The 22,145-nt window shown below is 69.9% G+C and carries 24 protein-coding genes and 2 tRNA genes; 8 read left to right on the forward strand and 18 right to left on the reverse strand.

Translation table 11 applies throughout. The features are described from left to right. Positions 1-2: 2 nt before the first annotated feature. A complete protein-coding gene (locus BLV25_RS00460) occupies positions 3-1,046 on the reverse strand; it encodes an Mrp/NBP35 family ATP-binding protein (protein WP_039401988.1) in 1,044 nt (347 codons plus the stop codon). A gap of 209 nt (positions 1,047-1,255) precedes the next feature. On the opposite strand from BLV25_RS00460, the gene BLV25_RS00465 reads away from it, so the two are divergent. Next, the gene (locus BLV25_RS00465; RefSeq protein ID WP_092730207.1) at positions 1,256-2,719 is read left to right on the forward strand and encodes a phosphohexomutase domain-containing protein; all 1,464 of its coding nucleotides are present in this window, start codon (positions 1,256-1,258) and stop codon (positions 2,717-2,719) included. Between the two features lie 27 nt (positions 2,720-2,746). Here BLV25_RS00465 and BLV25_RS00470 read toward each other — a convergent pair whose 3' ends face one another. From BLV25_RS00470 to BLV25_RS00545, 16 genes are all read right to left on the reverse strand, one after another. Beyond that, positions 2,747-3,508 (reverse strand): isopentenyl phosphate kinase, encoded by a 762-nt coding sequence (locus tag BLV25_RS00470; protein ID WP_092730209.1) that lies wholly within the window; start codon positions 3,506-3,508, stop codon positions 2,747-2,749. Next, on the reverse strand, positions 3,508-4,524 hold the full coding sequence (mvk, locus tag BLV25_RS00475) for a mevalonate kinase (protein WP_021074212.1): 1,017 nt from the start codon (positions 4,522-4,524) through the stop codon (positions 3,508-3,510). Before mvk ends, BLV25_RS00470 begins: the two co-directional genes overlap by 1 nt. Before the next feature lie 360 nt (positions 4,525-4,884). Then, entirely contained in the window at positions 4,885-5,721 is an 837-nt protein-coding gene (gene rpsB, locus BLV25_RS00480) for a 30S ribosomal protein S2 (RefSeq protein ID WP_021074211.1), read from the reverse strand. Between the two features lie 36 nt (positions 5,722-5,757). Further along, entirely contained in the window at positions 5,758-6,960 is a 1,203-nt protein-coding gene (gene eno / locus BLV25_RS00485) for a phosphopyruvate hydratase (protein WP_092730211.1), read from the reverse strand. Then, positions 6,960-7,136: a DNA-directed RNA polymerase subunit K gene (locus BLV25_RS00490; RefSeq protein WP_021074209.1), complete on the reverse strand. Its 177-nt coding sequence runs from the start codon at positions 7,134-7,136 to the stop codon at positions 6,960-6,962. Before BLV25_RS00490 ends, eno begins: the two co-directional genes overlap by 1 nt. A 2-nt stretch (positions 7,137-7,138) precedes the next feature. Then, a complete protein-coding gene (locus tag BLV25_RS00495; RefSeq protein WP_039401999.1) occupies positions 7,139-7,333 on the reverse strand; it encodes a DNA-directed RNA polymerase subunit N in 195 nt (64 codons plus the stop codon). Positions 7,334-7,345: 12 nt separating this feature from the next. Next, positions 7,346-7,744 carry a 30S ribosomal protein S9 gene (locus BLV25_RS00500; protein WP_021074207.1) on the reverse strand — a complete coding sequence of 133 codons (399 nt, stop codon included), beginning with the start codon at positions 7,742-7,744 and terminating at the stop codon, positions 7,346-7,348. Further along, complete coding sequence (locus BLV25_RS00505; RefSeq protein WP_021074206.1) at positions 7,738-8,187, reverse strand: 50S ribosomal protein L13; 450 nt, start codon at positions 8,185-8,187, stop codon at positions 7,738-7,740. The genes BLV25_RS00500 and BLV25_RS00505 overlap by 7 nt, the downstream gene beginning before the upstream one ends. Continuing rightward, positions 8,184-8,537 (reverse strand): 50S ribosomal protein L18e, encoded by a 354-nt coding sequence (locus BLV25_RS00510; RefSeq protein ID WP_021074205.1) that lies wholly within the window; start codon positions 8,535-8,537, stop codon positions 8,184-8,186. The genes BLV25_RS00505 and BLV25_RS00510 overlap by 4 nt, the downstream gene beginning before the upstream one ends. A gap of 63 nt (positions 8,538-8,600) precedes the next feature. Continuing rightward, positions 8,601-8,685 (reverse strand) — tRNA-Leu (locus BLV25_RS00515). Positions 8,686-8,878: 193 nt separating this feature from the next. Beyond that, positions 8,879-9,631, reverse strand: a complete 753-nt coding sequence (locus tag BLV25_RS00520) for a DNA-directed RNA polymerase subunit D (RefSeq protein WP_021074204.1) — start codon at positions 9,629-9,631, stop codon at positions 8,879-8,881. A gap of 1 nt (position 9,632) precedes the next feature. After that, positions 9,633-10,022, reverse strand: a complete 390-nt coding sequence (locus BLV25_RS00525; protein WP_021074203.1) for a 30S ribosomal protein S11 — start codon at positions 10,020-10,022, stop codon at positions 9,633-9,635. 6 nt (positions 10,023-10,028) lie between these two features. Beyond that, positions 10,029-10,556 carry a 30S ribosomal protein S4 gene (locus BLV25_RS00530; protein ID WP_021074202.1) on the reverse strand — a complete coding sequence of 176 codons (528 nt, stop codon included), beginning with the start codon at positions 10,554-10,556 and terminating at the stop codon, positions 10,029-10,031. Continuing rightward, positions 10,553-11,089, reverse strand: a complete 537-nt coding sequence (locus tag BLV25_RS00535; RefSeq protein WP_021074201.1) for a 30S ribosomal protein S13 — start codon at positions 11,087-11,089, stop codon at positions 10,553-10,555. Before BLV25_RS00535 ends, BLV25_RS00530 begins: the two co-directional genes overlap by 4 nt. A 59-nt stretch (positions 11,090-11,148) precedes the next feature. Then, positions 11,149-11,234, reverse strand: a tRNA-Ser gene (locus tag BLV25_RS00540). A 165-nt stretch (positions 11,235-11,399) separates the two neighbouring features. Further along, positions 11,400-12,464, reverse strand: coding sequence for a S1C family serine protease (locus BLV25_RS00545; protein WP_092730213.1), 1,065 nt, complete (start codon positions 12,462-12,464; stop codon positions 11,400-11,402). A 124-nt stretch (positions 12,465-12,588) separates the two neighbouring features. Between BLV25_RS00545 and BLV25_RS00550 the strand changes: the two genes are divergently transcribed. The 7 genes from BLV25_RS00550 to BLV25_RS00580 all read left to right on the forward strand — a co-directional run bounded on the left by BLV25_RS00550 (position 12,589) and on the right by BLV25_RS00580 (position 20,586). Beyond that, positions 12,589-13,050, forward strand: a complete 462-nt coding sequence (locus BLV25_RS00550) for a hypothetical protein (RefSeq protein ID WP_092730215.1) — start codon at positions 12,589-12,591, stop codon at positions 13,048-13,050. Between the two features lie 2 nt (positions 13,051-13,052). Then, the gene (gene cobT / locus BLV25_RS00555; protein WP_092730217.1) at positions 13,053-14,210 is read left to right on the forward strand and encodes a nicotinate-nucleotide--dimethylbenzimidazole phosphoribosyltransferase; all 1,158 of its coding nucleotides are present in this window, start codon (positions 13,053-13,055) and stop codon (positions 14,208-14,210) included. 78 nt (positions 14,211-14,288) lie between these two features. Further along, positions 14,289-17,480, forward strand: coding sequence for an isoleucine--tRNA ligase (gene ileS / locus BLV25_RS00560; RefSeq protein WP_092730219.1), 3,192 nt, complete (start codon positions 14,289-14,291; stop codon positions 17,478-17,480). 153 nt (positions 17,481-17,633) lie between these two features. Next, entirely contained in the window at positions 17,634-18,104 is a 471-nt protein-coding gene (locus tag BLV25_RS00565; protein ID WP_021074196.1) for a GNAT family N-acetyltransferase, read from the forward strand. A 6-nt stretch (positions 18,105-18,110) separates the two neighbouring features. Further along, positions 18,111-18,716 carry a class I SAM-dependent methyltransferase gene (locus BLV25_RS00570; protein WP_092730221.1) on the forward strand — a complete coding sequence of 202 codons (606 nt, stop codon included), beginning with the start codon at positions 18,111-18,113 and terminating at the stop codon, positions 18,714-18,716. 60 nt (positions 18,717-18,776) lie between these two features. After that, a complete protein-coding gene (locus tag BLV25_RS00575; protein ID WP_092730223.1) occupies positions 18,777-19,193 on the forward strand; it encodes a DUF3054 domain-containing protein in 417 nt (138 codons plus the stop codon). A gap of 232 nt (positions 19,194-19,425) precedes the next feature. Continuing rightward, on the forward strand, positions 19,426-20,586 hold the full coding sequence (locus BLV25_RS00580; RefSeq protein WP_092730225.1) for a multicopper oxidase domain-containing protein: 1,161 nt from the start codon (positions 19,426-19,428) through the stop codon (positions 20,584-20,586). Between the two features lie 89 nt (positions 20,587-20,675). Here the strand turns inward: BLV25_RS00580 and BLV25_RS00585 are convergent, their stop codons facing one another. Continuing rightward, entirely contained in the window at positions 20,676-22,010 is a 1,335-nt protein-coding gene (locus BLV25_RS00585; protein ID WP_092730227.1) for an MFS transporter, read from the reverse strand. Between the last annotated feature and the right edge of the window lie 135 nt (positions 22,011-22,145).

A 22,145-nucleotide genomic window follows, 5' to 3' on the forward strand; every position in this document is an offset into this window, starting at 1 on the left:
CATCACGCCTGCTCCACCGCTTGGCGGCGACGGACGACGCCGGCGTTGTTCGCGACGGCCTCGCTGATGGCCGCGAACGCCTCGGCCGTCTCCCCCTCGCCCAACACGATCGGCTCCCCGCCATCGCCGCCGGTTCGGACGGCGGGGTCGAGCGGAACGCCGCCGAGAAACGGCAGGTCGTGCTCGGCCGCCAGCCGCTCGCCGCCGCCCTCGCCGAAGACGTCGTGGACGCTTCCACAGTCCGGACACCGGAAGCCGGCCATGTTCTCGGCGACGCCGAGCACGTTGGTGTCGTGTTTTCCGAACATCCGAAGTCCCTTGACCGCGTCGTCGAGCGCCACCTCCTCCGGGGTCGTCACGATCACCGCGCCGGTCAGCGGCAGCGTCTGGAGGATGGTCAGCTGCGTGTCGCCGGTCCCCGGCGGGAGATCGAGCACGAGGTAATCCAGCCCGCCCCAGTCGACGTCCTCGACGAGCTGGGTGATGATCTTGTGCACCATCGGGCCGCGCCAGATGACGGGGTCGTCCTCGCCGGTGAGAAAGTCCATACTCATCACGCGCATTCCGTGCTGCTCGGGCGGGACGATCGTCTCGCCGTCGGTCCGCGGCGGCGTCTCGGCGCCGACCATCCGGGGCACGTTGGGGCCGTAGACGTCGGCGTCGAAGAGGCCGACGCTTGCCCCCATATCCGCCAGGCCGGCCGCGACGTTGACCGCCATCGTCGACTTCCCGACGCCGCCCTTCCCCGAGGCGACCGCGATGACGTTCTTCACCTTCGGGAGGACCTGCTCGTCCGGGGCGACCGCGGTCGGGATCCGCGCGGACAGCTCCGGGTCGAGACCGGCATCCGTGAGCGTCGTTCGCACCTCCTCGGCGATCGCCGTCTCGGTCGGCGAGTAGGGCGCCCCGAGCGCGAGCGAGACGCTGGCCGTGGTCCCGTCCTCGCGAACCGTCACGTCGTTCACCAGCCCGAGGGAGACGATGTCGTCGTCCAGGTCGGGGTCGACCACCGACCGGAGGAGATCGCGTACGCCGGGTTCGTCCATACCCGAGGGGAGGCGTGTCGGTCGAATAAGGGTTGTGTCACGGGTGGGTCCGCGGCCGACCGCGTTCGACCGCGGCCGGCTCGAACGACCGAAACCGATCCCGACCAGCCGCGACCGAGCGGAACCCGCCGCGACCGACTGCGACCGCTCCCGACTGACCGCACCGACCGGACCCGATCGCTTTTAGGGTCCCTCCGCCACCCGACGGTATGTTCGGAACGAGCGGCGTTCGCGGTCCGGTCGGGGAGGAGGTCACGGCTGCCCTCGCGGTCTCGATCGGCCGCGCGCTCGGGATCGAGACCGACGCGGTCGTCGTCGGTCGCGACGTTCGTGACTCCGGGCGGGCGCTCGTCGACGCGCTCGCCGCGGGGCTGGTCGAATCGGGAACCGACGTCCTCGACGTCGGCGTCGCCGCGACGCCGACCATCGCCCGAGCCGTCGGCGGCGCGGACGCCGACGCCGGCGTCGCGGTCACCGCCTCACACAATCCCCCGTCGGACAACGGCTTCAAACTCTGGACGCCCTCCGGGCAGGCCTTCGACGCCGCCGCCCAAAACCGGATCGCGGACCGCGTCCGGTCGGACGCGTTCGACCCGGCCGATCCGAACGACCACGGGCGCCGCCACGGGTTCGGCGACGTCTTCGAACGCCCCGCGACCGACAGCCACCGAGCGGCGATCGTCGATGCCGGACGCCGAGCGCTCGCCGGCGTCGGCGAACGCGGGGCGGCCGCGCCGCTCTCCGGAACCCGCGTCGTCGTCGATCTGGGGAACGGGACGGGCCGCGTCACGGCCGACGCGCTCGTCGAACTCGGCGCCACGGTCGAGACGCTCAACGGCCAGCGGGACGGCCGCTTTCCGGGCCGGCCGAGCGAGCCGACCGCCGAGACCTGTGCGTCGCTCCGGTCCCACGTGGCCGGAACCGACGCCGACCTCGGGATCGCCCACGACGGCGACGCGGACCGGATGATGGCGGTCGCGGACGACGGGCGCTTCCTTGAGGGCGATGCGCTGCTCGCCCTGCTTGCGCGCGCCGCCGTCGCCGACGCCGAAACCGGGGCCGACGCGGATGCCGAAACCGGGGCCGACGAGGACGCCGGCGCCGCCGTCGGCGACACCGGGGGGGTCGCGACCGCGCGGGTCGCCGCGCCGCTCAACACGAGCCTCGCGGTCGACGACGCGCTCGAGGCGGTCGGCGCCGAGCTCGTCCGGACCCGCGTCGGCGACGTCGCGGTCGCCGAGCGTGCCGCCGAGACCGGGGTCGTCTTCGGCGGCGAGCCCTCGGGCGCGTGGATCTTCCCGACCGAGACGCTCTGTCCGGATGGACCGCTCGCGGCGGTCCGGATCACGGCGCTTGCCGCCGAGCGCTCCCTCTCCGAGCGGGTCGGGGACCTCCCGTCCTATCCCATCCGCCGGGGGAACCGCGAGGTCGATGCGAAGGAGTCCGTGATGGACGCCCTCGTGTCCATCGTCGACGGGGAGTACGACGCGGCCGCCGTGAGCACCCTCGACGGCGTCCGCGTCGAGACCGACGACGGCTGGCTGCTCGTCCGCGCCTCCGGCACGCAGCCGCTGATCCGGCTGACCGCACAGGCGCGGACCGATTCGGAAACCGACGCCCTGTATGACCGCGCCGCGACGTTGCTGGACCGGGCGATCGACGCGGCCGAGTAATCCTCGAGGCGAGGGAGTGACCGTCACCTACCCGATCCGGGTGCCGGGCGAGTCCCCTCGCAGAAACCCCTCGAGGTCGTCCGGGCCGAAGACGAACGCCGGCGAGCCGAGCGCGAGCAGCTCCTCGACCTTCGCCGCCATCCCGCCCGAGACGTCCGTCGACTCGCTCGCGCCGAGCAGGTCGGCCACCTCGGCGAAGGCGTCGATCCGGGGAATGACGTCGCCGTCGTCGTCGAGCACGCCGGGAACGGTCGAACAAATGCCGACGCGGTCGGCGCCGAGATCGCCGGCCAGCTCGACGACCAGTTCGTCGCCCGAGACCACCGTGACGCCCTCGGTCGCGGTGGCGATCCCGTCCCCGTGCAACACCGGCACGAACCCCTCCTCGACCAGCGTCGCGGCCGCGTCCGTGGGGAACGTGAGGTCCCCGTCCGGACCGTCCGCCCGCGCGCCGACCGACAGCGGGTGAACCGGGACCGCAGCCACGCCCCGTTCGTGAAGCCGGTCGAGCACGAACCGGTTGAGCGTCGTCATCGCGCCGTGGACGTCCATCACGGCCCCGACGTCGTGGGTCCCCGCGGTGGTCGTCACCCCGTGTGCGCTCGCGTGGTGGTGGCCGAAGCTCCCGCCGCCGTGGACGACGACGAGGTCCTCGACGGCGCCGTCCGCCAGCGCGCCGGCGATCGCGTCGCAGGCGGCGTCCAGCGCGGGCGCGTCGAGCGTCTCCGGCCGGTCCTTCTCGGTGATCACGCTGCCGCCGAGCTTGCAGACGACCGTTGTCCCCGCCATCACCGCACCTCCACCCGGACGCCCTCGGTCGCGAGTTCGGCCCGGAAGGCGTCAACGCAGCCCTGCGTGAACGACAGCGCCGTCTCCGTCTCCGGCGTCGGGTCGAGCGCGACGATGCACCCGCCGCCGCCGGCGCCCGTCAGCTTCGCGCCGTGTGCCCCGGCGTCGCGCGCCGCCCACACCATCGCGTCCAGCGAGCGTGCTGAGACGCCAAGCGCCGACAACAGCCCGTGGTTGAAGTTCATCAGGTCGCCGAGCTCGGCGAGCAGCTCCGCGTCGGGATCCGCCCCGGACGTCGCCGCCTCGAGCAGGTCCTCGCCCTCGCGAACGACGTCGCCGATCGACCGTACGGTTTCGTCCGCGAAGCCGTACTCCTCGGTGAGTTCACGGACGCCCGCCACGAGCGCGCCGGTGTCGCCGGCCCCGCCGTCGAACCCGACCACGAACGGGAGGTTCGGGGTCTCGATCGGCTCGCAGTCGTCGCCCTCGACGCGCACCGCCCCACCCATCGTCGAGCAGAACGTGTCGGCGCGAGACGCCTGGCCGTCCTGGACGTCGAACTCCGCGCGGTAGGCCCGGTCGGCCAGCTCCCGCGGCGCCAGCGGCTCGCCGAGCGCGCGGGTCGCCGCGTCGATCCCCGCGACGACGACCGCGGCCGAGGAACCGAGCCCGGCCCCGAGCGGGATGTCGCTCTCGACGGTGATGTCGAAGCCCGCGTTCGGCGCCCCGGCCGCGTCCCGCGCCTGCGAGACCGCGGCGTCGATGTAGCCCATCGCGGCGTCGAGCAACGAGCGCTCGACGTCCACGTCGGGGTGGTCGCCGACGGTCCCGTCGTACTCCACGGTAAACCCGTCGAGCGAGAGGTCCTCGGCCTCGACGCGGACGTGGTCGTCGCTGCGCGGCTCGACGGTCACGCGGGCGCGGCGCTCGATCGCACACGGCACCGCGGGCTGGCCGTAGACGACGGCGTGTTCGCCGAAGAGATACACCTTCCCCGGCGCGCTACAGACGGTCATACTCCCCACCACAGGCTCGGCGATAACAGGCGTTGCGCTTGTGACCGACGCGGCCATGGCCGCAGCGACCTCCGTCCCATAGGCTGGTCCCGAAGGACGAGTACTTATATACTCGCCGCCCGGAAAGCCCGTGAGGTGATCGGCCCGGCAGTCGCGGACGATCACCGCGGTCCGTCGCGGACGATCACCGGGGGAACTGGGGAATGGACGCGGCGCGGTCGCGCCGCCGCGGTCCCGTTCGTCGTCGTGGGTTACGAACCGGCGGCGCGGGATCGACGGCTCCGCGCACGCGTTTCAGCGCGGTCGCTTTCGCTTGGCACACGTGACCGTACGAGACACGGAAACGAAAAATCCGGCCAGCTACAGCTCGGCCTCGAAGTCCTCGAGGGCGTAGACCGTGTCGGCGCCGCGGCGGTCGAGCGTCTCGTTGGCGAGCAGCCAGTAGACGACCGAGAGCGCGCGGCGACCCTTGTTGTTCGTCGGGATCGCCAGGTCGACGTTCGACAGCTGGTTGTTGGAGTCGCACATCGCGATGACGGGAATGCCGACCGTGATGGCCTCCTTGACGGCCTGTGCGTCGCCGATCGGGTCGGTGACGACCACGACGTCCGGCTCGATGTAGCCGGCGTAATCGGGGTTCGTCAGCGTGCCCGGAATGAACCGACCGGTCCGGGCGCGGGCGCCGATCGCGTCGGCGAACTTCTCGGCCGGGAAGCGGCCGTACTGCCGCGAGGAGGTGACGAGCACCTGCTCGGGGGCGTAGCCGGACAGGAAGTCGGCGGCCACGCGGATGCGCTCGTCCGTCTTCGAGACGTCGAGCACGTAGAGGCCGTCGTCGCGAACGCGGTGGATGAACCGCTCCATGTCCTTCGTCTTCTGTTGGGTCCCGATGTGGACGCCGGCGCCGAGGTACTCCTCGACGGGAATGAGCAGGTCCGCATCCTCGTCGGGCATCACGTCGTCGTCGAAGCGGGACTCCTCGTCCGCCTCGTCGTCGGCCTCGACCGCCTCTTCCGCGGCGTTCGCGTCGGGTTCGTCCGACCCGGCGTCGGCCTCGGTGGCGGGTGCCGCCGCGTCGTCGGGCTGTTCGGCTGTCGTGTCGGCCGCGTCCTCGACGTCGGCGTCGGCCGCCGCGGCGTCCTCCGCCGTGGCGTCCGCGTCCGCGTCGAGTTCGACCGTGTCGTTGTCCTCAGTCATGGATGGTGGTGGTCTCGGTTGGCTGTCGGTTCGGCATCACACCGCGTCCTCGGCGATGCGGATCAGTTCGTTGAGCTTCGCCGTCCGCTCGCCGCCGACCGTCCCCGTCTTGATGTAGGGGGCGTCGGTGGCGACGGCCAGGTGGGCGATCGTCGTGTCCTCGGTCTCGCCGGAGCGGTGGGAGATGACGGGGTCGTAGCCGTTTCGGACCGCCAGCTCGACGGCGTCGACGGCGTCCGAGAGCGTCCCGATCTGGTTCGGCTTGATCAGGATGCTGTTTCCGGCGCCCGTCTCGATCCCCGTCCGGAGTCGGTCGACGTTGGTGACGAACAGGTCGTCCCCGCAGATCAGCGTCCGGTCGCCCACCCGGTCGGTGAGCTCGGCGAACCGGTCGTAGTCCTCCTCGTCGAGGGGGTCCTCGACGTACGCGAGGTCGTACTCCGCGACCAGCTCGGCGACGTATTCGATCTGCTCTGCGGGCGAGCGGGTCCGGTCGCCGTAGACGTACGCATCGGCGTCGGCGTCGTACAGCTCCGCGCCGGCCATATCGAGGCCGAACCGCACCGTGAAGCCGACCTCGTCGGCGACCCGCTCGGTCGCGGCCGCCATCACCTCGAACGCCTCGGCGTCGTCGATCGACGGCGCCCAGGCGCCCTCGTCGCCCTTGGCCGCCGGGACGCCCCGGTCGGCGAGGATCTCCGCGACCGCGTCGTGGACCGCCGAGTTCGCGAAGACCGCCTCCGAGACGCTCGGCGCGCCCGTCGGCGCGGCCAGGAACTCCTGGATGTGCGTGGCGTCGGCGGCGTGTTCGCCGCCGCCGATCACGTTGCCGAGCGGCACGGGGAAGTTCCCGCCACGGAAGGCGCCGCCGAGGTGCTGGTATAAGGGTGCGCCGAGGACGTCCGCGGCCGCCTTGGCGGCGGCCATCGAGATCGCGACGGCCGCGTTGGCCCCGATCGCGGAGAAGTCCTCGGTGCCGTCGGCCGCGTGTAACGCGGCGTCGACCGCGCGCTGATCGCCGGCGTAGACGCCCTCGAGCCGCGGCACGGCGTGCTCGCGTGCGGCGGCGATCGCCTCCGCGGGCGGCAGCTCGACCGCCTCGTACTCGCCGGTCGAGGCGCCCGAGGGCGCCGCGGCACGACCGAACCCGCCGGATTCGGTGAGCACGTCGGCCTCGACGGTCGGGTTCCCGCGGGAGTCGAGGACCCGACGCAGCGAGACGGACGTGACTCGCGTCATTACGCTTCCTCCCGGCGGACCGTGAACGGGAGCACGCCCGCGTCGTACTCCTCGGCGGCGACGAGGATCGGCTGCGTCTCCTCGGTCTCGATGAGCACCGGCGCGCCGTAGGACACCTGCAGCGCGCGTGCGCCGAGGATGCGGGCCTTCTCGTAGCGATTGTGGTTCGTTGACATAGTTACTGGTACGGGGAGACGACGTCGACGAGGTCGGTGTGACTGACCATCATCCGCCGGCAGCAGTGGCGGTCGACGCCGAGGTCGTCGAGGACCTCGCCGGGGTCCTCATCGCCCTCGCGGGCGCGCGCTTTGAACTCGTCCCAGTGTTCACCGACGACGTTGCCGCACGTGAAACACCGGACAGGGATCATCATAGGTGGATCACCTCAGCGGTAGGACTTCTGATACCGGGCGCGTGCGCCGGGTCCGCCCCACTTCTTGGGTTCGGACTGCCGAACGTCGTTGACCAGCAGCGTCCGGTCGAAGTTCATGTAGGCGTCGCGCAGCTCCGCGTCGCCGAGATGTTGCACCAGCCCGCGGGCGATCGCGGTTCGTGCGGCGTCCGCCTGGCCGCTGAACCCGCCGCCCTCGACGGTGATGTCGATGTCGACCTGGTCGCGGAGGTCCTCGCCGGCGATGCGGAACGGCTCCAGCATCTTGAGGCGGGCCTGCTCCGGGTCGACCAGCTCGACGGGCCGGGAGTTGATTCGCACGCGACCCTCGCCGTCGCGCACGGTGGCGCGGGCGACGGCCGTCTTCTTCTTGCCGGATGTGTTGGTTACCATGTGACGTTAGCACCCAGACTCTCGGAGACGTCCCCGAGCGTCGTGAACTTGATGTTCGACAGGCGGTCCAGCGAGGTGTCCTCGAGGACGGTCGATTCGTGTTCGTCGTCGCCCTCGTAGGGGTTGCCGACGTACACGCGAACGTTCTCGAACGCCTCGCGACCGTGCTGCGTCTTGTACGGAACCATCCCGCGGATCGTCCGCTTGAAGATCCGGTCGGGACGTTTCGGGTAGTACGGGCCGCTGTCGGACCCGAGGTTCGCACGCGTGTGGTAGGTGTCCATCGTGTCCTCCTCGTTGCCGGTGATCACCGCGTGCTCGGCGTTGACCACGGCGACGCGCTCGCCGTCGAGCGCGCGCTGGGCGACGATGGACGAGACGCGACCGAGGATGCAGTCGCGGGCGTCGACGACGACGTCCGCGTCGAACTCGGCGAGACTCATCGGATCACCCGAACGTTCGATCCGGCGGGGTTCTCCTCGACGAACTGTGCGAGCGGCACCGCGTCGCCGGCCTGGTCGATCTTCTTTCGGGCCGTTCCCGAGAAGTCGACGGCGGCGACGGTGACGTTCTTCTCGAGCACACCGCTGCCCAGCACCTTGCCGGGGACGACGACCGTCTCGTCTTCCTGGGCGTAGCGCTCGATGCGCCCCAGGTTGACCTCAGCGTGCGTGCGCCGTGGCTTTTCGAGCCGATCCGCGACGTCCTGCCAGACCGCGGCGTCGGCGTCACGGGATGCCGACTTGAGGTCGGCGATGAGGTTCTGTAGTTGTGGATTCGTCTTGCTACTCATTGGTGTCCTCCGAAATGAAGGTACGCGTGGCGACCGGTCGCGTCGCCGGATCGAGAAGTGGAGTGCAGGGAGCAGGATTTGAACCTGCGGACCTCTACAGGACAGCGCCCTGAACGCTGCGCCGTTGGCCTGACTTGGCTATCCCTGCGTGCACTCCACGCTACTTGGGCGCCCTTCAAACCACTTTCGGTCCGTCCGGACGCGATCGTCGACCGCGTCGATCGCCCGGGTCGGACCGCCCCGACGTCCCCGCCGCTCCGTGCGGCGGCGCTCACGGCCCGTCCGTGACGGACGTGGGCGAGCGTTCGTGTCGGGGGGGTGGGGTGAAGGGACATTGCTGTTCAGACGGCGATGGTCGTTCGGAGTTCGTCCGCGCGCTCCTCGATCGTCCCGATCGCGCGGACGATCAGTTCCTCGACGTCGACGGAGCCGTCGGTCTCGACGTGGAAGACGAACGCGCCGGGGACGTCCTCGACGCTGACCTCCTTGCCGGGGTACCGCTCGGAGAGGTCGTGGTCGAACGCTTCCGTCGGCACGATCTCGCCGTCCTCCGTCTCGATGACGCCGCGGAGGATCCGCGTCTCCTCCTCGTCGAACTCGCCGAGGTCGCCCTCGACGGTGACCCGCTGGAGGTGTCGGTAGCCGACGGAGACGCCGCCCTGGTGTTTGGCGTGCTCCTTGCCGGTGTCGAGCACCGCGTCGGCCTCCAGCTCGACCCGCTGCCCCTCCTTCAGCTCGATGAGGGGGACGTTTTTATCGGCGGGTTCGACGAGCGGCTCCGAGGACACGAGGTCCCCGGAGTAGGCGGTCCCGGGACCCGCGACGTCGAGCGCGAGCGTCACCTCGTCGCCGATCTCGAAGTCGTCGATCGGCGTCGTGAGCGGGACGAGCCCGAGCCGAAGCCCGAGCATCTCATCGAACATCACCGAGGAGTTCTCGACGAACCGAACGGTGTCGATCGAGAACGTCGGGACGTCGGCGATCATCGCCCGGCGGATGCCGTTGGCGAACGCCGGCGACAGCCCGCGGATCAGCACCCGCGCGCTCCGGTCGTCGCGTTCGATGTACTGCACGTCGAAGTCGGCCTCGCTCATGTTAGATCCGTTTGTTCTTCGGCGCCTTCGTTCCGTCGTGCGGGATCGGGGTGACGTCCTCGATCCGGCCGATCTCGACGCCGGCGCGGGCGAGCGCTCGGATCGTCGCCTGAGCGCCGGGGCCGGTGGACTTGTTGAGGTTGCCGCCGGGGCCGCGCACGCGAACGTGCACGCCCTCCAGGCCGGCCGCCTTGACCTCCTCGGCGACGACCTCGGCCATCTGCATCGCGGCGTACGGCGACGCCTCGTCGCGGTTCTGTTTCACCACGGTCCCGCCGGACGACTTCGCGATCGTCTCGGCGCCGGTCTCGTCGGTCACCGTGATGAGCGTGTTGTTGAACGATGCGTAGACGTGGGCGATGCCCCACTTTCCGTCTTCTGAGTCGCTCATGGATGGTTACTCCTGTGAGTCCGCGCGTTCCGGGTGTAGTTCGTCGGCGAGCGGACTCGTCTCGTCGAAGGCGACCGTCTCCTCCTCGGTCGTGTCGACCTTCTTCGACGGGCGCGTGACGCGCGCGCCGTCGACGGTGACGTGTCCGTGGACGATGAACTGTCGCGCCTGCTTCGTCGAGGACGCGAGTCCCTTCCGGTAGGCGACCGTCTGGAGACGGCGCTCGAGCAGGTCGGTGACGTCGAGCGACAGCACCGCCGAGATGTCGTCGGTCTCGCCGAGGATGCCGAGCCGGCGGAGCCGCGCGATGAACTCCGATCCGGCCTCCTGTGCGGCCTCGACGTCGCCCTGTGCCTCGCCGAGCAGTCGACGCGCCTCGCGGCGCATGTTCCGCAGCTCGGACTGGGCGCGCCAGAACTCCTCCTTGTTCTTGAGACCGTACCGCGAGACGAGGTCCGCCTCCTCGGCGATCCGCTCGCCCTGGTACGGGTGGTTGGGCGTCTCGTAGGCCTTGGTGTTGTTGCCGGTCGTCATTCTTCCTCACCGGCCGCTTCTTCAGCCGCTTCCTCCTCCGCCTGCTCCTCGCGGATCTCCTCGACGTTGACGCCGATGGTGCCCTCGGTCCGTCCCGTGGACTTGGTCCGCTGTCCGCGGACCTTCTGTCCGCGCTTGTGTCGGACTCCCTTGTAGGAGTCGATCATCTTCATGCGGTTGATGTCGTGTCGTCGCTGCTCCGAGAGCTCGGTTCCGATCTTGTGGCCGGTCTCGCCGGTGAAGAAGTCCTTCTGCCGGTTGACCATCCACTCCGGAACGTGGTCCTCGAAGTTCTCGACGACGTCGACGACGGCGTCGATGTCGTCGTCGTCGAGCGCGCCGAACGTGGCCGTGCGGTCCACGTCGGCGGTCTCCGCGACGAGTCGCGCCGCGCGCGTGCCGATTCCGTTGAGGTCTGTCAGGCTTCGCTCGACCGTCTTCGTTCCGTCGAGGTCCGCGCCCCCGATACGAACGAAGTACTGGAGGTCCTCGTCCTCCTCCGGCGAGCCGTCCTGTGGTTCTTCTGCACTCATGGGTGTCTGGAGTGTCGGTGCGGCGGATGGACGTCCATCCCCCGCCGGTTCGATTCGAGCGTTGCGGCGGGGATTCGAACCCCGGAGGCGTGACCGCCACAGAGTTAGCAACCCTGCGCCTTGGGCCAGACTTGGCTACCGCAACCCGCGTGTATCGTCGCCCTTCCGGACTCGGGGCGCCGCGCCCCTGCAGTACGTGCGTGTTGAGGAACCCGTCATCGATACTTAAACGTCACGGATGCCCGCGGACGGTGTTCCGGGATCGCATACCGAGAGGGGCGCCGATCGAGCGCGTCGGAGGACGTTCCGATCAGGCTCGGGGGGCGGGCCGCGTACCGAGCTCGAGCTCGACGGTCGTCTCGCTTCCGTCCCGCCGGATACGGACGTCGATCACGTCACCCGGCGTCGTCTCGAGGGCCAGATACCGTGACAGCGCGCTCTGTGTGTCGATCGAGGTCCCCCCGAGACCGACGATGACGTCGCCGCCGGTCGGAACGGGCGTCCCGTCGACGACCGCCTCGCCGGTCGATCCTCGAAGCACGCCGTCCGCGGGTCCTCCCGGTTCGGTCGCCGTGACGTAGACGCCGCGAGCCGCGGGTAGGCCGTTCGCCTCGGCGATCAGCGGCCCGACGTCCCGGATCGCGACGCCCATATACGAATGGTCGTACCGACCGGTCTCGATCAGCGAGGGAACGACGCGGCGTGCCAGCGGCGCGGAGACGCCGAATCCGAGGTTGTCGCTGCCCGACACGCGGGCGGTCGCGACCGCGACGACCTCGCCGTCGAGCGTCAGTATCGGGCCGCCGCTGTTGCCCGGATTCAACGCGGCGTCGGTCTGTATCGCGTCCGCGATCGTGTAGTTCCCCGCCGCGGGGATGCTCCGGTTGCGCCCGCTGATGATCCCCTGGCTGGCGCTTCCCGAGAAGCCGAGCGGCGACCCGACCACGAGCACCTCGGTGCCGATCGGCGGCACGGTCTCCCGGAGCGGCAGCGGCTCCGCGTCGATGGCTTCCCCCGGCTCCAGGACCGCGAGGTCGCTGTAGGGATCGGTTCCCAGAACCTCGACCTCGACCCACGCGCCGTCCGCGTACTGAAGGCGGACCGCGTCGGGATCGGGGCCGACGACGTGCTGGTTCGTCACGACGTACGCGCCGTCGGCGGCGGACGGCCGATATCGAAATCCCGACCCCTGTCCGGTCCGTCCGTCGGTCGTCGTTTGCACGCGCGCTACGGAGGGCGCGACGTCCTCGTAGAGCATCGCGAACCGCCGTTCGCCGACCGGCTCGTTTCGTGCCGGGGCCACACAGCCCGCCGTCGAGCCGGCCGCGATGCCCCCGCCGAGCAGGCCGAGAAACTCCCGTCGCGTTCGCTGCATACCTCGGCATCGACTCGGGGCCCGTTAAGTCCGCGGAAGGTGAATTCGGCCGATGGTGGTGCCCGACCGGCAACGTCACAGACCAGTCGACGGGTCTTTTCGGTCGCCGGACGAACAACGGCGTATGAGCCTCGACGTCCCGGTTCCCGACCCGCCCGAGCTTGAGGAGATCGACCCGAACGAATACGAGGATGCCGACGTGGCCGGCGATACGGATTACAGGCGCGACGAGATCGAGACGCTCCTTCGGGAGGGCGCGTGGACGGACGCGTTCGAGGAGTGGGCGGCAACGAGCGACCTCGACGAGACCGACTGGGCGATCGTCCGTGACCTGGGTCTCGTCTCGCGGTTCGACTTCTTCTGGGACGACTTCGCCGACCGCGTCGGCTATCACGCACCCGGTCTCCCGGAGGACTGGCGGGAGCGCGACCTCCACCCGGACCTCGATTCGTGGGGCACCGTCTCGGGGATCAACGCCGGTCTGACCGAACTCGGCCAGATCGTCTGTGAGACCCTCAAGCAGGAGTACATCGACTGGGAGGCCGAGTACGACGCGCCGGACGACCTTCCGGACTTCGACGCCTGAGTATGGGAAAGCGGAAACCAGAAATCAGCGACGACATCGCGGGCGATGAGACGCAGTCCGCCGTTCTCGACCGGCCCACGATACCGCCGGTCGACGAGGCGGCCGAACGCGCCGCGCTGGAGCGACAGCCGACCCTCACGAAGCCGCCCGGAAGCCTCGGCCGCCTCGAGGATCTCGCGGTCGCGCTCGCCGGACTCACCGGCGACGACCGACCCGATCTCGCCGACGCGACCGTCGTGGTCGCGGCCGGCGACCACGGCGTCGTGGACCGCGGCGTCTCCGCGTACCCGCAGGCCGCGACCCGGGCGATGCTCGAGAACTTCCTGAACGGCGGCGCCGCGGTCAACGCGATCGCCGACGCGGTCGGTGCCGAAACGCTGGTCGTCGACGCCGGGATCTCGGGCGACCCGGTTCCGGACGCGCTCGCGGTCCGGATCGGCGCCGGAACGAACGACGCGTCCCGCGGTCCGGCGATGACCCGCTCGGACGCGGTCGACGCGGTCGAGGCCGGCGTCCGGATCGCGGCGTCGGAGGCGGAACTTGCGGGCACCGACGTCGTCGCGCTGGGCGAGATGGGGATCGGGAACACCACGATCGCGTCGGCGGTCACCGCCGCGTTGACCGACGCGTCGCCGGCCGAAACCACAGGATACGGGACCGGGATCGACGACGACGAGCTCGCGCACAAGGTACGCGTCGTCGAGGACGCGCTCGCGGCGAACGGCATCGACGCGGGGACCGGCGACTCCACCGGCACACTCGACGCGGGGACCGGCGACTCCGCCGATACCCACGATGCCCTCGACGTCCTCGCTCGTGTCGGCGGGTTCGAGATCGGCGTTCTCGCCGGCGTTGCGCTGGGCTCTGCGGCCGACCGAACGCCGGTCGTCGTCGACGGCGTCATCAGCGGGGCCGCGGCCCTCCTCGCGGACGCGATCGACCCCGCCGTCCGTCCCTATCTGCTCCCCTCGCACGCGGGCGCCGAGCCCGCACACGCGATCCAACTCGACGCGCTCGACCTCGAGCCGCTGTTCGAATACGACCTCCGACTGGGCGAGGGGACCGGCGCCTGCCTGGCGCTCCCGATCTATCGGGCCGCCTGTGCGACCCACCGGGAGATGGCGACCTTCGCCGACATCGGTCTCGGTCGCGACGGGTGACGACATCGGTCGGGACGACCACGCTCGACGCGACCACGACTCCGTCGTATTCAAATACGCGGCCGAACACGCTCGGATATGGAGCAGATCGACGACCAGTACGCTCCCGCGGACGTCGAACCCGCGATCGAGTCGTACTGGGACGACGCCGACGCCTACGAGGCGGCGACGGAGGCCCACGCCGACGACCCGCCGTTCTTCTTCGTCGACGGGCCGCCGTACACCTCGGGGCAGATGCATCTCGGAACGGCCTGGAACAAGACGCTGAAGGACGCGATCATCCGGTACAAGCGGATGACCGGTCACCGGGTGACCGACCGGCCGGGATACGACATGCACGGCCTCCCGATCGAGGTGAAGGTCGAGGAGGAGCTCGGGTTCGACTCCAAACGCGACATCGAGGAGTACGGGATGGAGGCGTTCATCGAGGAGTGTATGGAGTTCGCCGAGTCCAACCGGGAGGCGATGGACGAGGACTTCAAGTCCATCGGCGCGTGGATGGACTGGGACGACCCGTACAAGACGGTCTCGCCCGAGTATATGGAGTCGGCCTGGTGGGCGTTCTCGGAGGTCGCCGACCGCGGGCTCGTCGAGCGCGGCAAGCGGTCGATCTCGCAGTGTCCCCGGTGTGAAACGGGGCTCGCGAACAACGAGGTCGAGTACGAGGACGTCGAGGATCCCTCCGTCTACGTGAAGTTCGACCTCGCGGACCGCGAGGGAAGCCTCGTCATCTGGACGACGACGCCGTGGACGATCCCGGCGAACACCTTCGTCGCGGTCGACGAGGAGCTCACCTACAACGCGGTACGTGCGGTCAAGCGCGGCGAGTCGGACGGCGATGGCGGCGCGGACGGCGGTGCGGGCGAGGACGGGAGCGAGACCGAGGACCTCCTCTACGTCGCCGCCGACTGCGTCGAGGACGTCCTCAAGCGGGGCCGCTACGACGACTACGAGATCGAGGCCGAGCTGTCGGGCGCGGAGCTCGTCGGCTGGGAGTACGACCATCCGCTCGCGGACCACCTCGCCGAATACCCCGACTTCGAGGGGGCCGGGCAGGTGTACGCGGCCGACTACGTCGAGGCCGACCGCACGGGCCTGGTCCACTCCGCGCCCGGTCACGGCGAGGTCGACTTCGAGCGCGGCCGCGAGCTCGGGCTGGAGATCGCCTGTCCGGTCGCGCCGAACGGCGAGTTCACCGATGCGGCCGGCGAGTACGCCGGGCAGTTCGTCCGCGACGCGAACGACGACATCATCGCGGACCTGATCGACGACGGCCGGATGCTCGCCCACGACACCGTCGAGCACAGCTACGGCCACTGTTGGCGGTGTGACACGGGGATCATCCAGCTCGTCACCGACCAGTGGTTCATCTCGATCACCGACGTCAAGGACGACCTCCTCGAGAACATGGAGGACTCGGAGTGGTTCCCGAGCTGGGCCCGCGACCAGCGCTTCCGCGACTTCATCGAGGACGCGCCGGACTGGAACGTCTCCCGGCAACGCTACTGGGGCATCCCGATCCCGATCTGGGTGCCCGAGGACGCCGAGCCCGGCTCCTTCGACGAGGAGATGATCGTGATCGGCACGCGCGATGAGCTGGCCGACCGCGTCGACCAGTCGATCGACCCCGACGAGGTGGATCTGCACCGCCCGACGGTCGACGACCTCACCATCACCGAGGACGGGACGACCTACCGGCGCGTCGAGGACGTCTTCGACGTCTGGCTCGACTCCTCGGTGGCCTCGTGGGCGACGATCGGCTACCCCGGCGAGACCGAGGCCTTCGAGGAGCTGTGGCCCGCCGACCTGATCGTCGAGGCCCACGACCAGACCCGGGGTTGGTTCTGGTCCCAGCTCGGGATGGCGACGGCCGCCTTCGACGAGGCCCCCTACGAACAGGTGTTGATGCACGGGTTCGTCAACGACAGCGAGGGGCGGAAGATGTCGAAGTCGGTCGGCAACATCGTCACGCCCGAGGAGGCGATCGAGCGCGCCGGCCGCGACCCCCTCCGGACGTACCTGCTGAGCCACGACCAGCAGGGGATCGACCTGGCCTTCGAGTGGGACGGGCTCGGCGAGATCCAGGGGAAGCTCAACATCCTCTGGAACACGTTCCGGTTCCCGCTGCCGTATATGGATCTGGACGACTACGACCCCGCGTCGGCGGACCTCTCCGACGGCGAGCTTGAGCTCGTCGACGAGTGGGTCCTCTCGCGGCTGCAGTCGGTGGAACGCGAGGTCAGCGACGCCTGGGAGGAATACCGGATCAGCGACGCCGTCAACGCGCTGATCGAGTTCGTCACCCAGGACGTCTCCCGGTTCTACATCAAGGCGGTCCGCGACCGGATGTGGGAGGAGGCCGACTCGGCCTCCAAACGCGGCGCGTACGCCACGATCGCCACCGTCCTCGACGAGACGATCCGGATGCTCGCGCCGATCGCCCCCTACGTCACCGAGCGGATGTACCGGACGCTCGACGGCGAGGCCACGACGGTTCACGCGCTCGCGTATCCCGAGCCCGACGACGACCTCCACGATCCGGACCTCGAGCACGACGTCGCCGTGATGCGCGACGTCGAGGAGGCGGCGGCGACCGCCCGCCAGCAGGCCGGCCGGAAGCTCAGGTGGCCGGTCTCCCGCGTGGTCGTCGAGACCGAGGACGACGACGTCGCGAACGCCGTCGAGACCCTCGAGGATCTGATCCTCGACCGCGTCAACGCGCGCTCGCTCGTGGTAACGGATCGATTCGAGGAGCTGGAGGAGCGCGCACGGCCGCAGATGGCGGAGATCGGCCCCGCCTTCGGCGGGCAGGCGCAGGAGGTGATGACCGCCGTGGAGGGCGCCTCCCGCGAGGCGGTCGAGAACGGCGGCGTGACCGTCGACGGCGAGACGATCGAACTCGAGCCGGGGATGGTCGAGTACGAGGCCACCCCGCCGGAGGGCGTGAGCGCGGCCGAATTCGACGACGGCACGGTCTACGTGGACACGACCCTCACCGACGACATCGAGGCCGAGGGCTACGCCCGCGACGTCATCCGCCGCGTCCAGGAGATGCGCAAGGACCTCGACCTCGAGGTCGACGCGAGCATCCGGCTCGGCGTCGCCATCGACGACGACCGCATCGCCGACCTGGTCGACGAGCACCGCGACCTCATCGCCGAGGAGACGCGTGCGACCGAGTGGCTCGACGATCCCGACGCGGCGACCGACGCCCGCGAGGAATGGGACGTCGAGGGGATCGACGTCACGATCGGCATCGATCGGATCTGACCGCCCCGACCGCGCCAGATCGCCCGAACGACCGGATCTGATCGGCCGACGTCGGCGCGGCCGCCGGTCGTGGCCGACCGCGGCTGCCCGGTGCTCGGAGCCCGAGCGATCCTCCGAAAGATATTCGAACGCCTCCGCCGTGTACTCTGTACGATGCAAGTCCGACCGGCGTGTCCCGGCGATGCCGAGGCACTACGGGCGGCGGTTTCCCGCGCGGGTGAAACGGCCGTGTTCGACGATTTCGGTGCACCGATACTCGACGTCTCCGCGGCGGGGGTCCGCGAAGCCGCGGCGACGGCCGACTGCTCGTTCCTCGTCGAGGCCGACGGCAAGCCCGTCGGCGTGGCGCTCGCGCACCCCGACCCCGACGGGCGGGAGGCGGAGCTGCTCGCGCTGTGGGTCCATCCGGACCACGCGGCCGACGACGTCGAGACGACCCTGCTCGGCAACGTCGCGCGGTCGCTCGCGCGCGACGGCGTCGAGGCGATCCGGACGACGGTCCCCCACGACGACCCGACGAGCCGGGAGTTCTACCGCGCGAACGGCTTCAACCACAAGACGAGCCGGGAGGGACCGGCCGGGACGGAGATCGTCTTCGTCGCGCCGGTCGAACGCCTCTCGTAGCCGCCGATGTTCGGCCCCGGCGACGTCCGGTTCTTCGACCGTCTCGCCCCGCTGTACGACCTCGTGATGCCCGGGGCCGATCCCGAGGTCCTCGCGGACGCGCTCGACGTCGCGACCGGACCGGTCCGGCGCGTGATCGACGTCGGTGGCGGATCGGGTCGCGCGTCGGCCGCGCTGCCCGCCGGGCTGGACGCCGATGCCCCGGTCGTGGTCGACGCGAGCGCCGGGATGCTCGCGCGGGCCCGCGACCGGGGATTCGGCGCCGTTCGTGGCGACGCGGCGCGGCTCCCCGTCCACTCGAACGCGGTCGACGCCGCCGTGATCGTCGACGCGCTCCACCACTTTCCCGACGTCTCGGGTGCCCTCGAGGATCTGCACCGGACGATACGCCCCGGCGGCGTCGTCGTGATCCGCGAGTTCGATCCGTCACATCCGCTCGGGCGCGTCCTGGCTCGCGGCGAGCAAGCGATCGGGATGGACTCGACGTTCGTGACTCCTGACGACCTCCGCAGCGTGCTCGCTGCGGCCGGGTTCGAGACGACCGTTCCCGACCGCGGATTTATGTACACCGTCGTCGGGCGGGTTCCGGACTCCGAGAGCGCGTCGCGGTAGGCCCGATCGGCCCCCGCGACGATCCGCACGACACAAGGGCACCCCGTCCGGATCGGGGGTATGGACGTCGAAGCGTTCCTCGAGACCCGCCTGGACCGTGCGGCGATCCCCTTAGCCGTGGGCGACGTCGTCGCGATCCTGGTCGTGTTGACGATCGGCGCGAACCAGCACAATCCGACCGACTTCCTGATCGAGAACCCGCCGTATCTCCTCGGGATCTACGCGCCCTTCCTGATCGGCTGGGTACTGGTCGCGCCCCTCGTCGGCGCGTACTCCCCGGGGGCGGTCGAGTCGGCGAAGGCGTCCGTCCCGCTCGTGATCCGGTCGTGGGTCCCGGCGGCGTTGATCGGGCTGGGCCTCCGGGCGACCCCGATCTTCCACGGCGGCGTGCAGCTGATCTTCGTCGCCGTGATGGTGGTGACGGGCGCGGTCGCGCTCGCCGTCTGGCGGGTCCTGTACTTCAAGATCCGGTCGTGAATCGCCTCGGGGTCAAGTCCCGGGGCATTCGCCTCGACCGCCTGTAAATCGTCGGCCCGCTCCGCCCGTGGAACGTCGGCCGCTCGGGATCGGTTGCTACCACCCACCATAAACCCCGAATCGAACACGTTCCGGCCTTTATATGGATCGGGTCGAATACGTTCGCCGTCCTTCTCGTCGGTCGGGAACCTGCAGCTTCCCTATTTATGTACGAGTTCTCGCTCCAAGTGTGATGAACGACCGCATCGGCGCACCCGGCTCGAACGTGTCGCGACGTGAATTCCTGGCGGCCACCGGCGGCGTCGGCTCCGCGCTGCTCGCCGGCTGTCAGGCGCCGTCGAACGGCGGCGGCGCGAAGGCCGTGACGGACGCGGCGGACTCGACGCCGGCCCAAACGTCCGAGGAGTCGCTGCCGCGGACCAGCCCGCCCGAGGTCGTGGACGTCGACGAGCAGGGCGGCTCGGTGACGCTGTCGACCCAGCCGGCGGTCCACGCGGCCCACCCGCTCGACTCGATGGGTGGCCCCGTCGAGCTGCCCCGGGTGTGGGCGTTTCGGGCCGACGACGGCGACCCGAGCGTTCCCGGCCCGATCATCCGGACGACGGAGGGCGAGGACATCGCGGTCACCCTCGACAACACCGACGGCCACCTTCCCCACACGATCCACTTCCACGGCTCGCAAAAGGCCTGGAAGGACGACGGCGTCCCCACGACGACCGGGATCACGGTCGCGCCCGGCGAGCAGCACACCTACGAGATCCCGGCTAACGTCCCCGGCACGCACCTCTATCACTGCCACTTCCAGACGCAGCGACACATCGACATGGGGATGTACGGGATCTTCCGCGTCGACCCCGAGGGCTACGAGCCGGCCGACCGGGAGTACTTCATGACGGTGAAGGACTGGGACTCCCGGCTCAACCGGATGATGGCCGGCGAGGACGTCTCCTACAGCCCGCGGAACCGGAACCCGGACGTCTTCACGGTCAACGGGAAGGTCGCGCCGCGGACGTTCCACCCCGAGGACGGGTCGCCGATGATCGTCGACCGCGGCGACACGGTCCGACTCCACTGGGTCAACGCCGGCTACATGAGCCACCCGCTGCACATCCACAACCACCGGTTCACGCGGACCGAGAAGGACGGCGGCACGATACCGGAGGTCGCCCGCCACGAGATGGACGTCTGTAACGTCGCGCCGGCCGAGCGGCACACCGTCGAGTTCACCGCGGACGCCGACCCCGGCATCTACCCGATGCACTGTCACAAGGTCGACCACGTGATGAACGGGAGCGTCTATCCCGGCGGAATGCTCTCGGCGATCGTCTACCGCGAGGCGATGAACACCGACGTCTTCGCCGACCTGATGGAGTACGCGGGCTACGAAGGGTGACCGGCCGACTGCGGCCGCATCCCATGTGGCCGGCGAACCTACGCCGCCTTTCGCTGGACCTACGCCGCGTTTTGTTGCGACCGGCGGACCTACGCCGCGTTCCGGCGGCCGAGAACGAGCCCGGTGACCGACGCGACGGTCGCGAATCCGGCGAGGACGAGGAACAGCGCCGGCTCCGTTGCATACTCGAGGATCGTCCCCGCGATCGCGCCGCCGAGCGCCCCCACGCCGAAGACGCCGAGGTAAGTGTAGCCGTACGAGAGCCCGCGCGTGCCGGCGGGCGTGTACTCCGCGACGGTCGCCTGGTACAGCGGCTGGACGAGGAACAGGAACACGCCCATCAGCGCGCCGACGACCGCGAGCGGGACGAGCCCGAGGCCGGCCGCGGGGAGGAACGCGAGCGCGAGCACCGCGAGCCCGCCGAACCCGACCGCGATGCCGTACTCGACCGGCACGCGGTCCGTCAGCTTGCCGCCGACGTACTGGCCGACCACGCCGATCAGCAACAGCCCGGAGTAGAAGTAGTCGCTCGGCGCGAGCGTGTTCCCGTCGCTCGGATCGATCCCCAGCGGGCCGTGGAGGGCCTCCGGAAGAAGCGCGGCGATCGCGATCGGCTCGAACCCCTCGAGGCGTCCGAGCAGCTCGGGCAGGAAGGTGAGGAACCCGCGGTAGTAGAGCCCCGAACACATCACGACGAGGAAGACGAGCGCGAAACTCCCGGCGAAAAGCCGCCGCGATTCGGTCCGAAACGCCGCCAGCGAGTCGACGCCCGCGCTCGCCTTCGAGTCGCCGTCGTCATCATCGGTCACTCCGTCGTCATCGTCACCCGCATCGACGGCGGCTTCGGGGTCGATGTCGGATCGGGAGGCGTAGACGGCCGCCAGCAGCGCCGGGACGGCGAGCAGCCCGGCGACGACGCGCCAGTCGAGCACCAAAAGCAGCGTCGCCGCGACGAGGGGACCGAGGCCGATCCCGAGGTTGCCGGCGATCCCGTGGTACGCGAAGCCGGTCCCGCGCTCCTCGATCCCCTTCGAGATGAGCGAGAGGCCGGCCGGATGGTACACCGAGGCGGCGATCCCCCACACCACCAGCGCCAGCGTGATCACCACCACGGTCGGGGCGAGCGCGAGCAGGCCGAAGGACGCGCCCATCCCGACCAGACACCACGTGATGAGCCGCCTGGATCCGATCCGGTCGACCAAGATTCCGCCCGGGAGGGCGCCGAGCCCGAACAGGCCGTAGCCGATCGTCACCACGACGCCGAGGGTCGCGGTCGTCACGTCGAGGGTCATCACGCCGAGGTCGATGACCGAAAACTCCGTCAGCCAGATCGCGACGAAGATCGGGACCGCGAGCTCGTAGGTGTGGACCATCCCGTGGGCCAGCGTGACCAACGCGACGATGGAGCGGTCGTTCCGGTTCACTGCCGCCGTCTCGGATGCCCGGGTAGTTTACGGCTCCGATCGACGCCGAAATTCGATCGTCGCTGGATCCCGATCGGCGTCGATCCCTCCCGGATCGATGCTGGCTCGAGCGTCGATCGGCGTCTCAAGCATCGA

Source organism: Halopenitus persicus, assembly GCF_900107205.1.
In the GTDB taxonomy this organism is placed as follows: domain Archaea; phylum Halobacteriota; class Halobacteria; order Halobacteriales; family Haloferacaceae; genus Halopenitus; species Halopenitus persicus.

What these genes read in the sequence shown, in the direction of transcription:
- BLV25_RS00545 (WP_092730213.1), bottom strand. Translation starts at nt 12,464, where the DNA reads ATGCAGCGAACGCGACGGGAGTTTCTCGGCCTGCTCGGCGGGGGCATC.
- BLV25_RS00565 (WP_021074196.1), top strand. Translation starts at nt 17,634, where the DNA reads ATGCAAGTCCGACCGGCGTGTCCCGGCGATGCCGAGGCACTACGGGCG.
- BLV25_RS00580 (WP_092730225.1), top strand. Translation starts at nt 19,426, where the DNA reads ATGAACGACCGCATCGGCGCACCCGGCTCGAACGTGTCGCGACGTGAA.
- BLV25_RS00510 (WP_021074205.1), bottom strand. Translation starts at nt 8,537, where the DNA reads ATGAGTAGCAAGACGAATCCACAACTACAGAACCTCATCGCCGACCTC.
- BLV25_RS00520 (WP_021074204.1), bottom strand. Translation starts at nt 9,631, where the DNA reads ATGAGCGAGGCCGACTTCGACGTGCAGTACATCGAACGCGACGACCGG.
- BLV25_RS00465 (WP_092730207.1), top strand. Translation starts at nt 1,256, where the DNA reads ATGTTCGGAACGAGCGGCGTTCGCGGTCCGGTCGGGGAGGAGGTCACG.
- BLV25_RS00570 (WP_092730221.1), top strand. Translation starts at nt 18,111, where the DNA reads ATGTTCGGCCCCGGCGACGTCCGGTTCTTCGACCGTCTCGCCCCGCTG.
- eno (WP_092730211.1), bottom strand. Translation starts at nt 6,960, where the DNA reads ATGACGCGAGTCACGTCCGTCTCGCTGCGTCGGGTCCTCGACTCCCGC.
- BLV25_RS00505 (WP_021074206.1), bottom strand. Translation starts at nt 8,187, where the DNA reads ATGAGTCTCGCCGAGTTCGACGCGGACGTCGTCGTCGACGCCCGCGAC.
- rpsB (WP_021074211.1), bottom strand. Translation starts at nt 5,721, where the DNA reads ATGACTGAGGACAACGACACGGTCGAACTCGACGCGGACGCGGACGCC.
- BLV25_RS00575 (WP_092730223.1), top strand. Translation starts at nt 18,777, where the DNA reads ATGGACGTCGAAGCGTTCCTCGAGACCCGCCTGGACCGTGCGGCGATC.
- cobT (WP_092730217.1), top strand. Translation starts at nt 13,053, where the DNA reads ATGGGAAAGCGGAAACCAGAAATCAGCGACGACATCGCGGGCGATGAG.
- BLV25_RS00490 (WP_021074209.1), bottom strand. Translation starts at nt 7,136, where the DNA reads ATGTCAACGAACCACAATCGCTACGAGAAGGCCCGCATCCTCGGCGCA.
- mvk (WP_021074212.1), bottom strand. Translation starts at nt 4,524, where the DNA reads ATGACCGTCTGTAGCGCGCCGGGGAAGGTGTATCTCTTCGGCGAACAC.
- BLV25_RS00550 (WP_092730215.1), top strand. Translation starts at nt 12,589, where the DNA reads ATGAGCCTCGACGTCCCGGTTCCCGACCCGCCCGAGCTTGAGGAGATC.
- BLV25_RS00525 (WP_021074203.1), bottom strand. Translation starts at nt 10,022, where the DNA reads ATGAGCGACTCAGAAGACGGAAAGTGGGGCATCGCCCACGTCTACGCA.
- BLV25_RS00530 (WP_021074202.1), bottom strand. Translation starts at nt 10,556, where the DNA reads ATGACGACCGGCAACAACACCAAGGCCTACGAGACGCCCAACCACCCG.
- BLV25_RS00460 (WP_039401988.1), bottom strand. Translation starts at nt 1,046, where the DNA reads ATGGACGAACCCGGCGTACGCGATCTCCTCCGGTCGGTGGTCGACCCC.
- BLV25_RS00495 (WP_039401999.1), bottom strand. Translation starts at nt 7,333, where the DNA reads ATGATGATCCCTGTCCGGTGTTTCACGTGCGGCAACGTCGTCGGTGAA.
- BLV25_RS00500 (WP_021074207.1), bottom strand. Translation starts at nt 7,744, where the DNA reads ATGGTAACCAACACATCCGGCAAGAAGAAGACGGCCGTCGCCCGCGCC.
- BLV25_RS00470 (WP_092730209.1), bottom strand. Translation starts at nt 3,508, where the DNA reads ATGGCGGGGACAACGGTCGTCTGCAAGCTCGGCGGCAGCGTGATCACC.
- BLV25_RS00535 (WP_021074201.1), bottom strand. Translation starts at nt 11,089, where the DNA reads ATGAGTGCAGAAGAACCACAGGACGGCTCGCCGGAGGAGGACGAGGAC.
- ileS (WP_092730219.1), top strand. Translation starts at nt 14,289, where the DNA reads ATGGAGCAGATCGACGACCAGTACGCTCCCGCGGACGTCGAACCCGCG.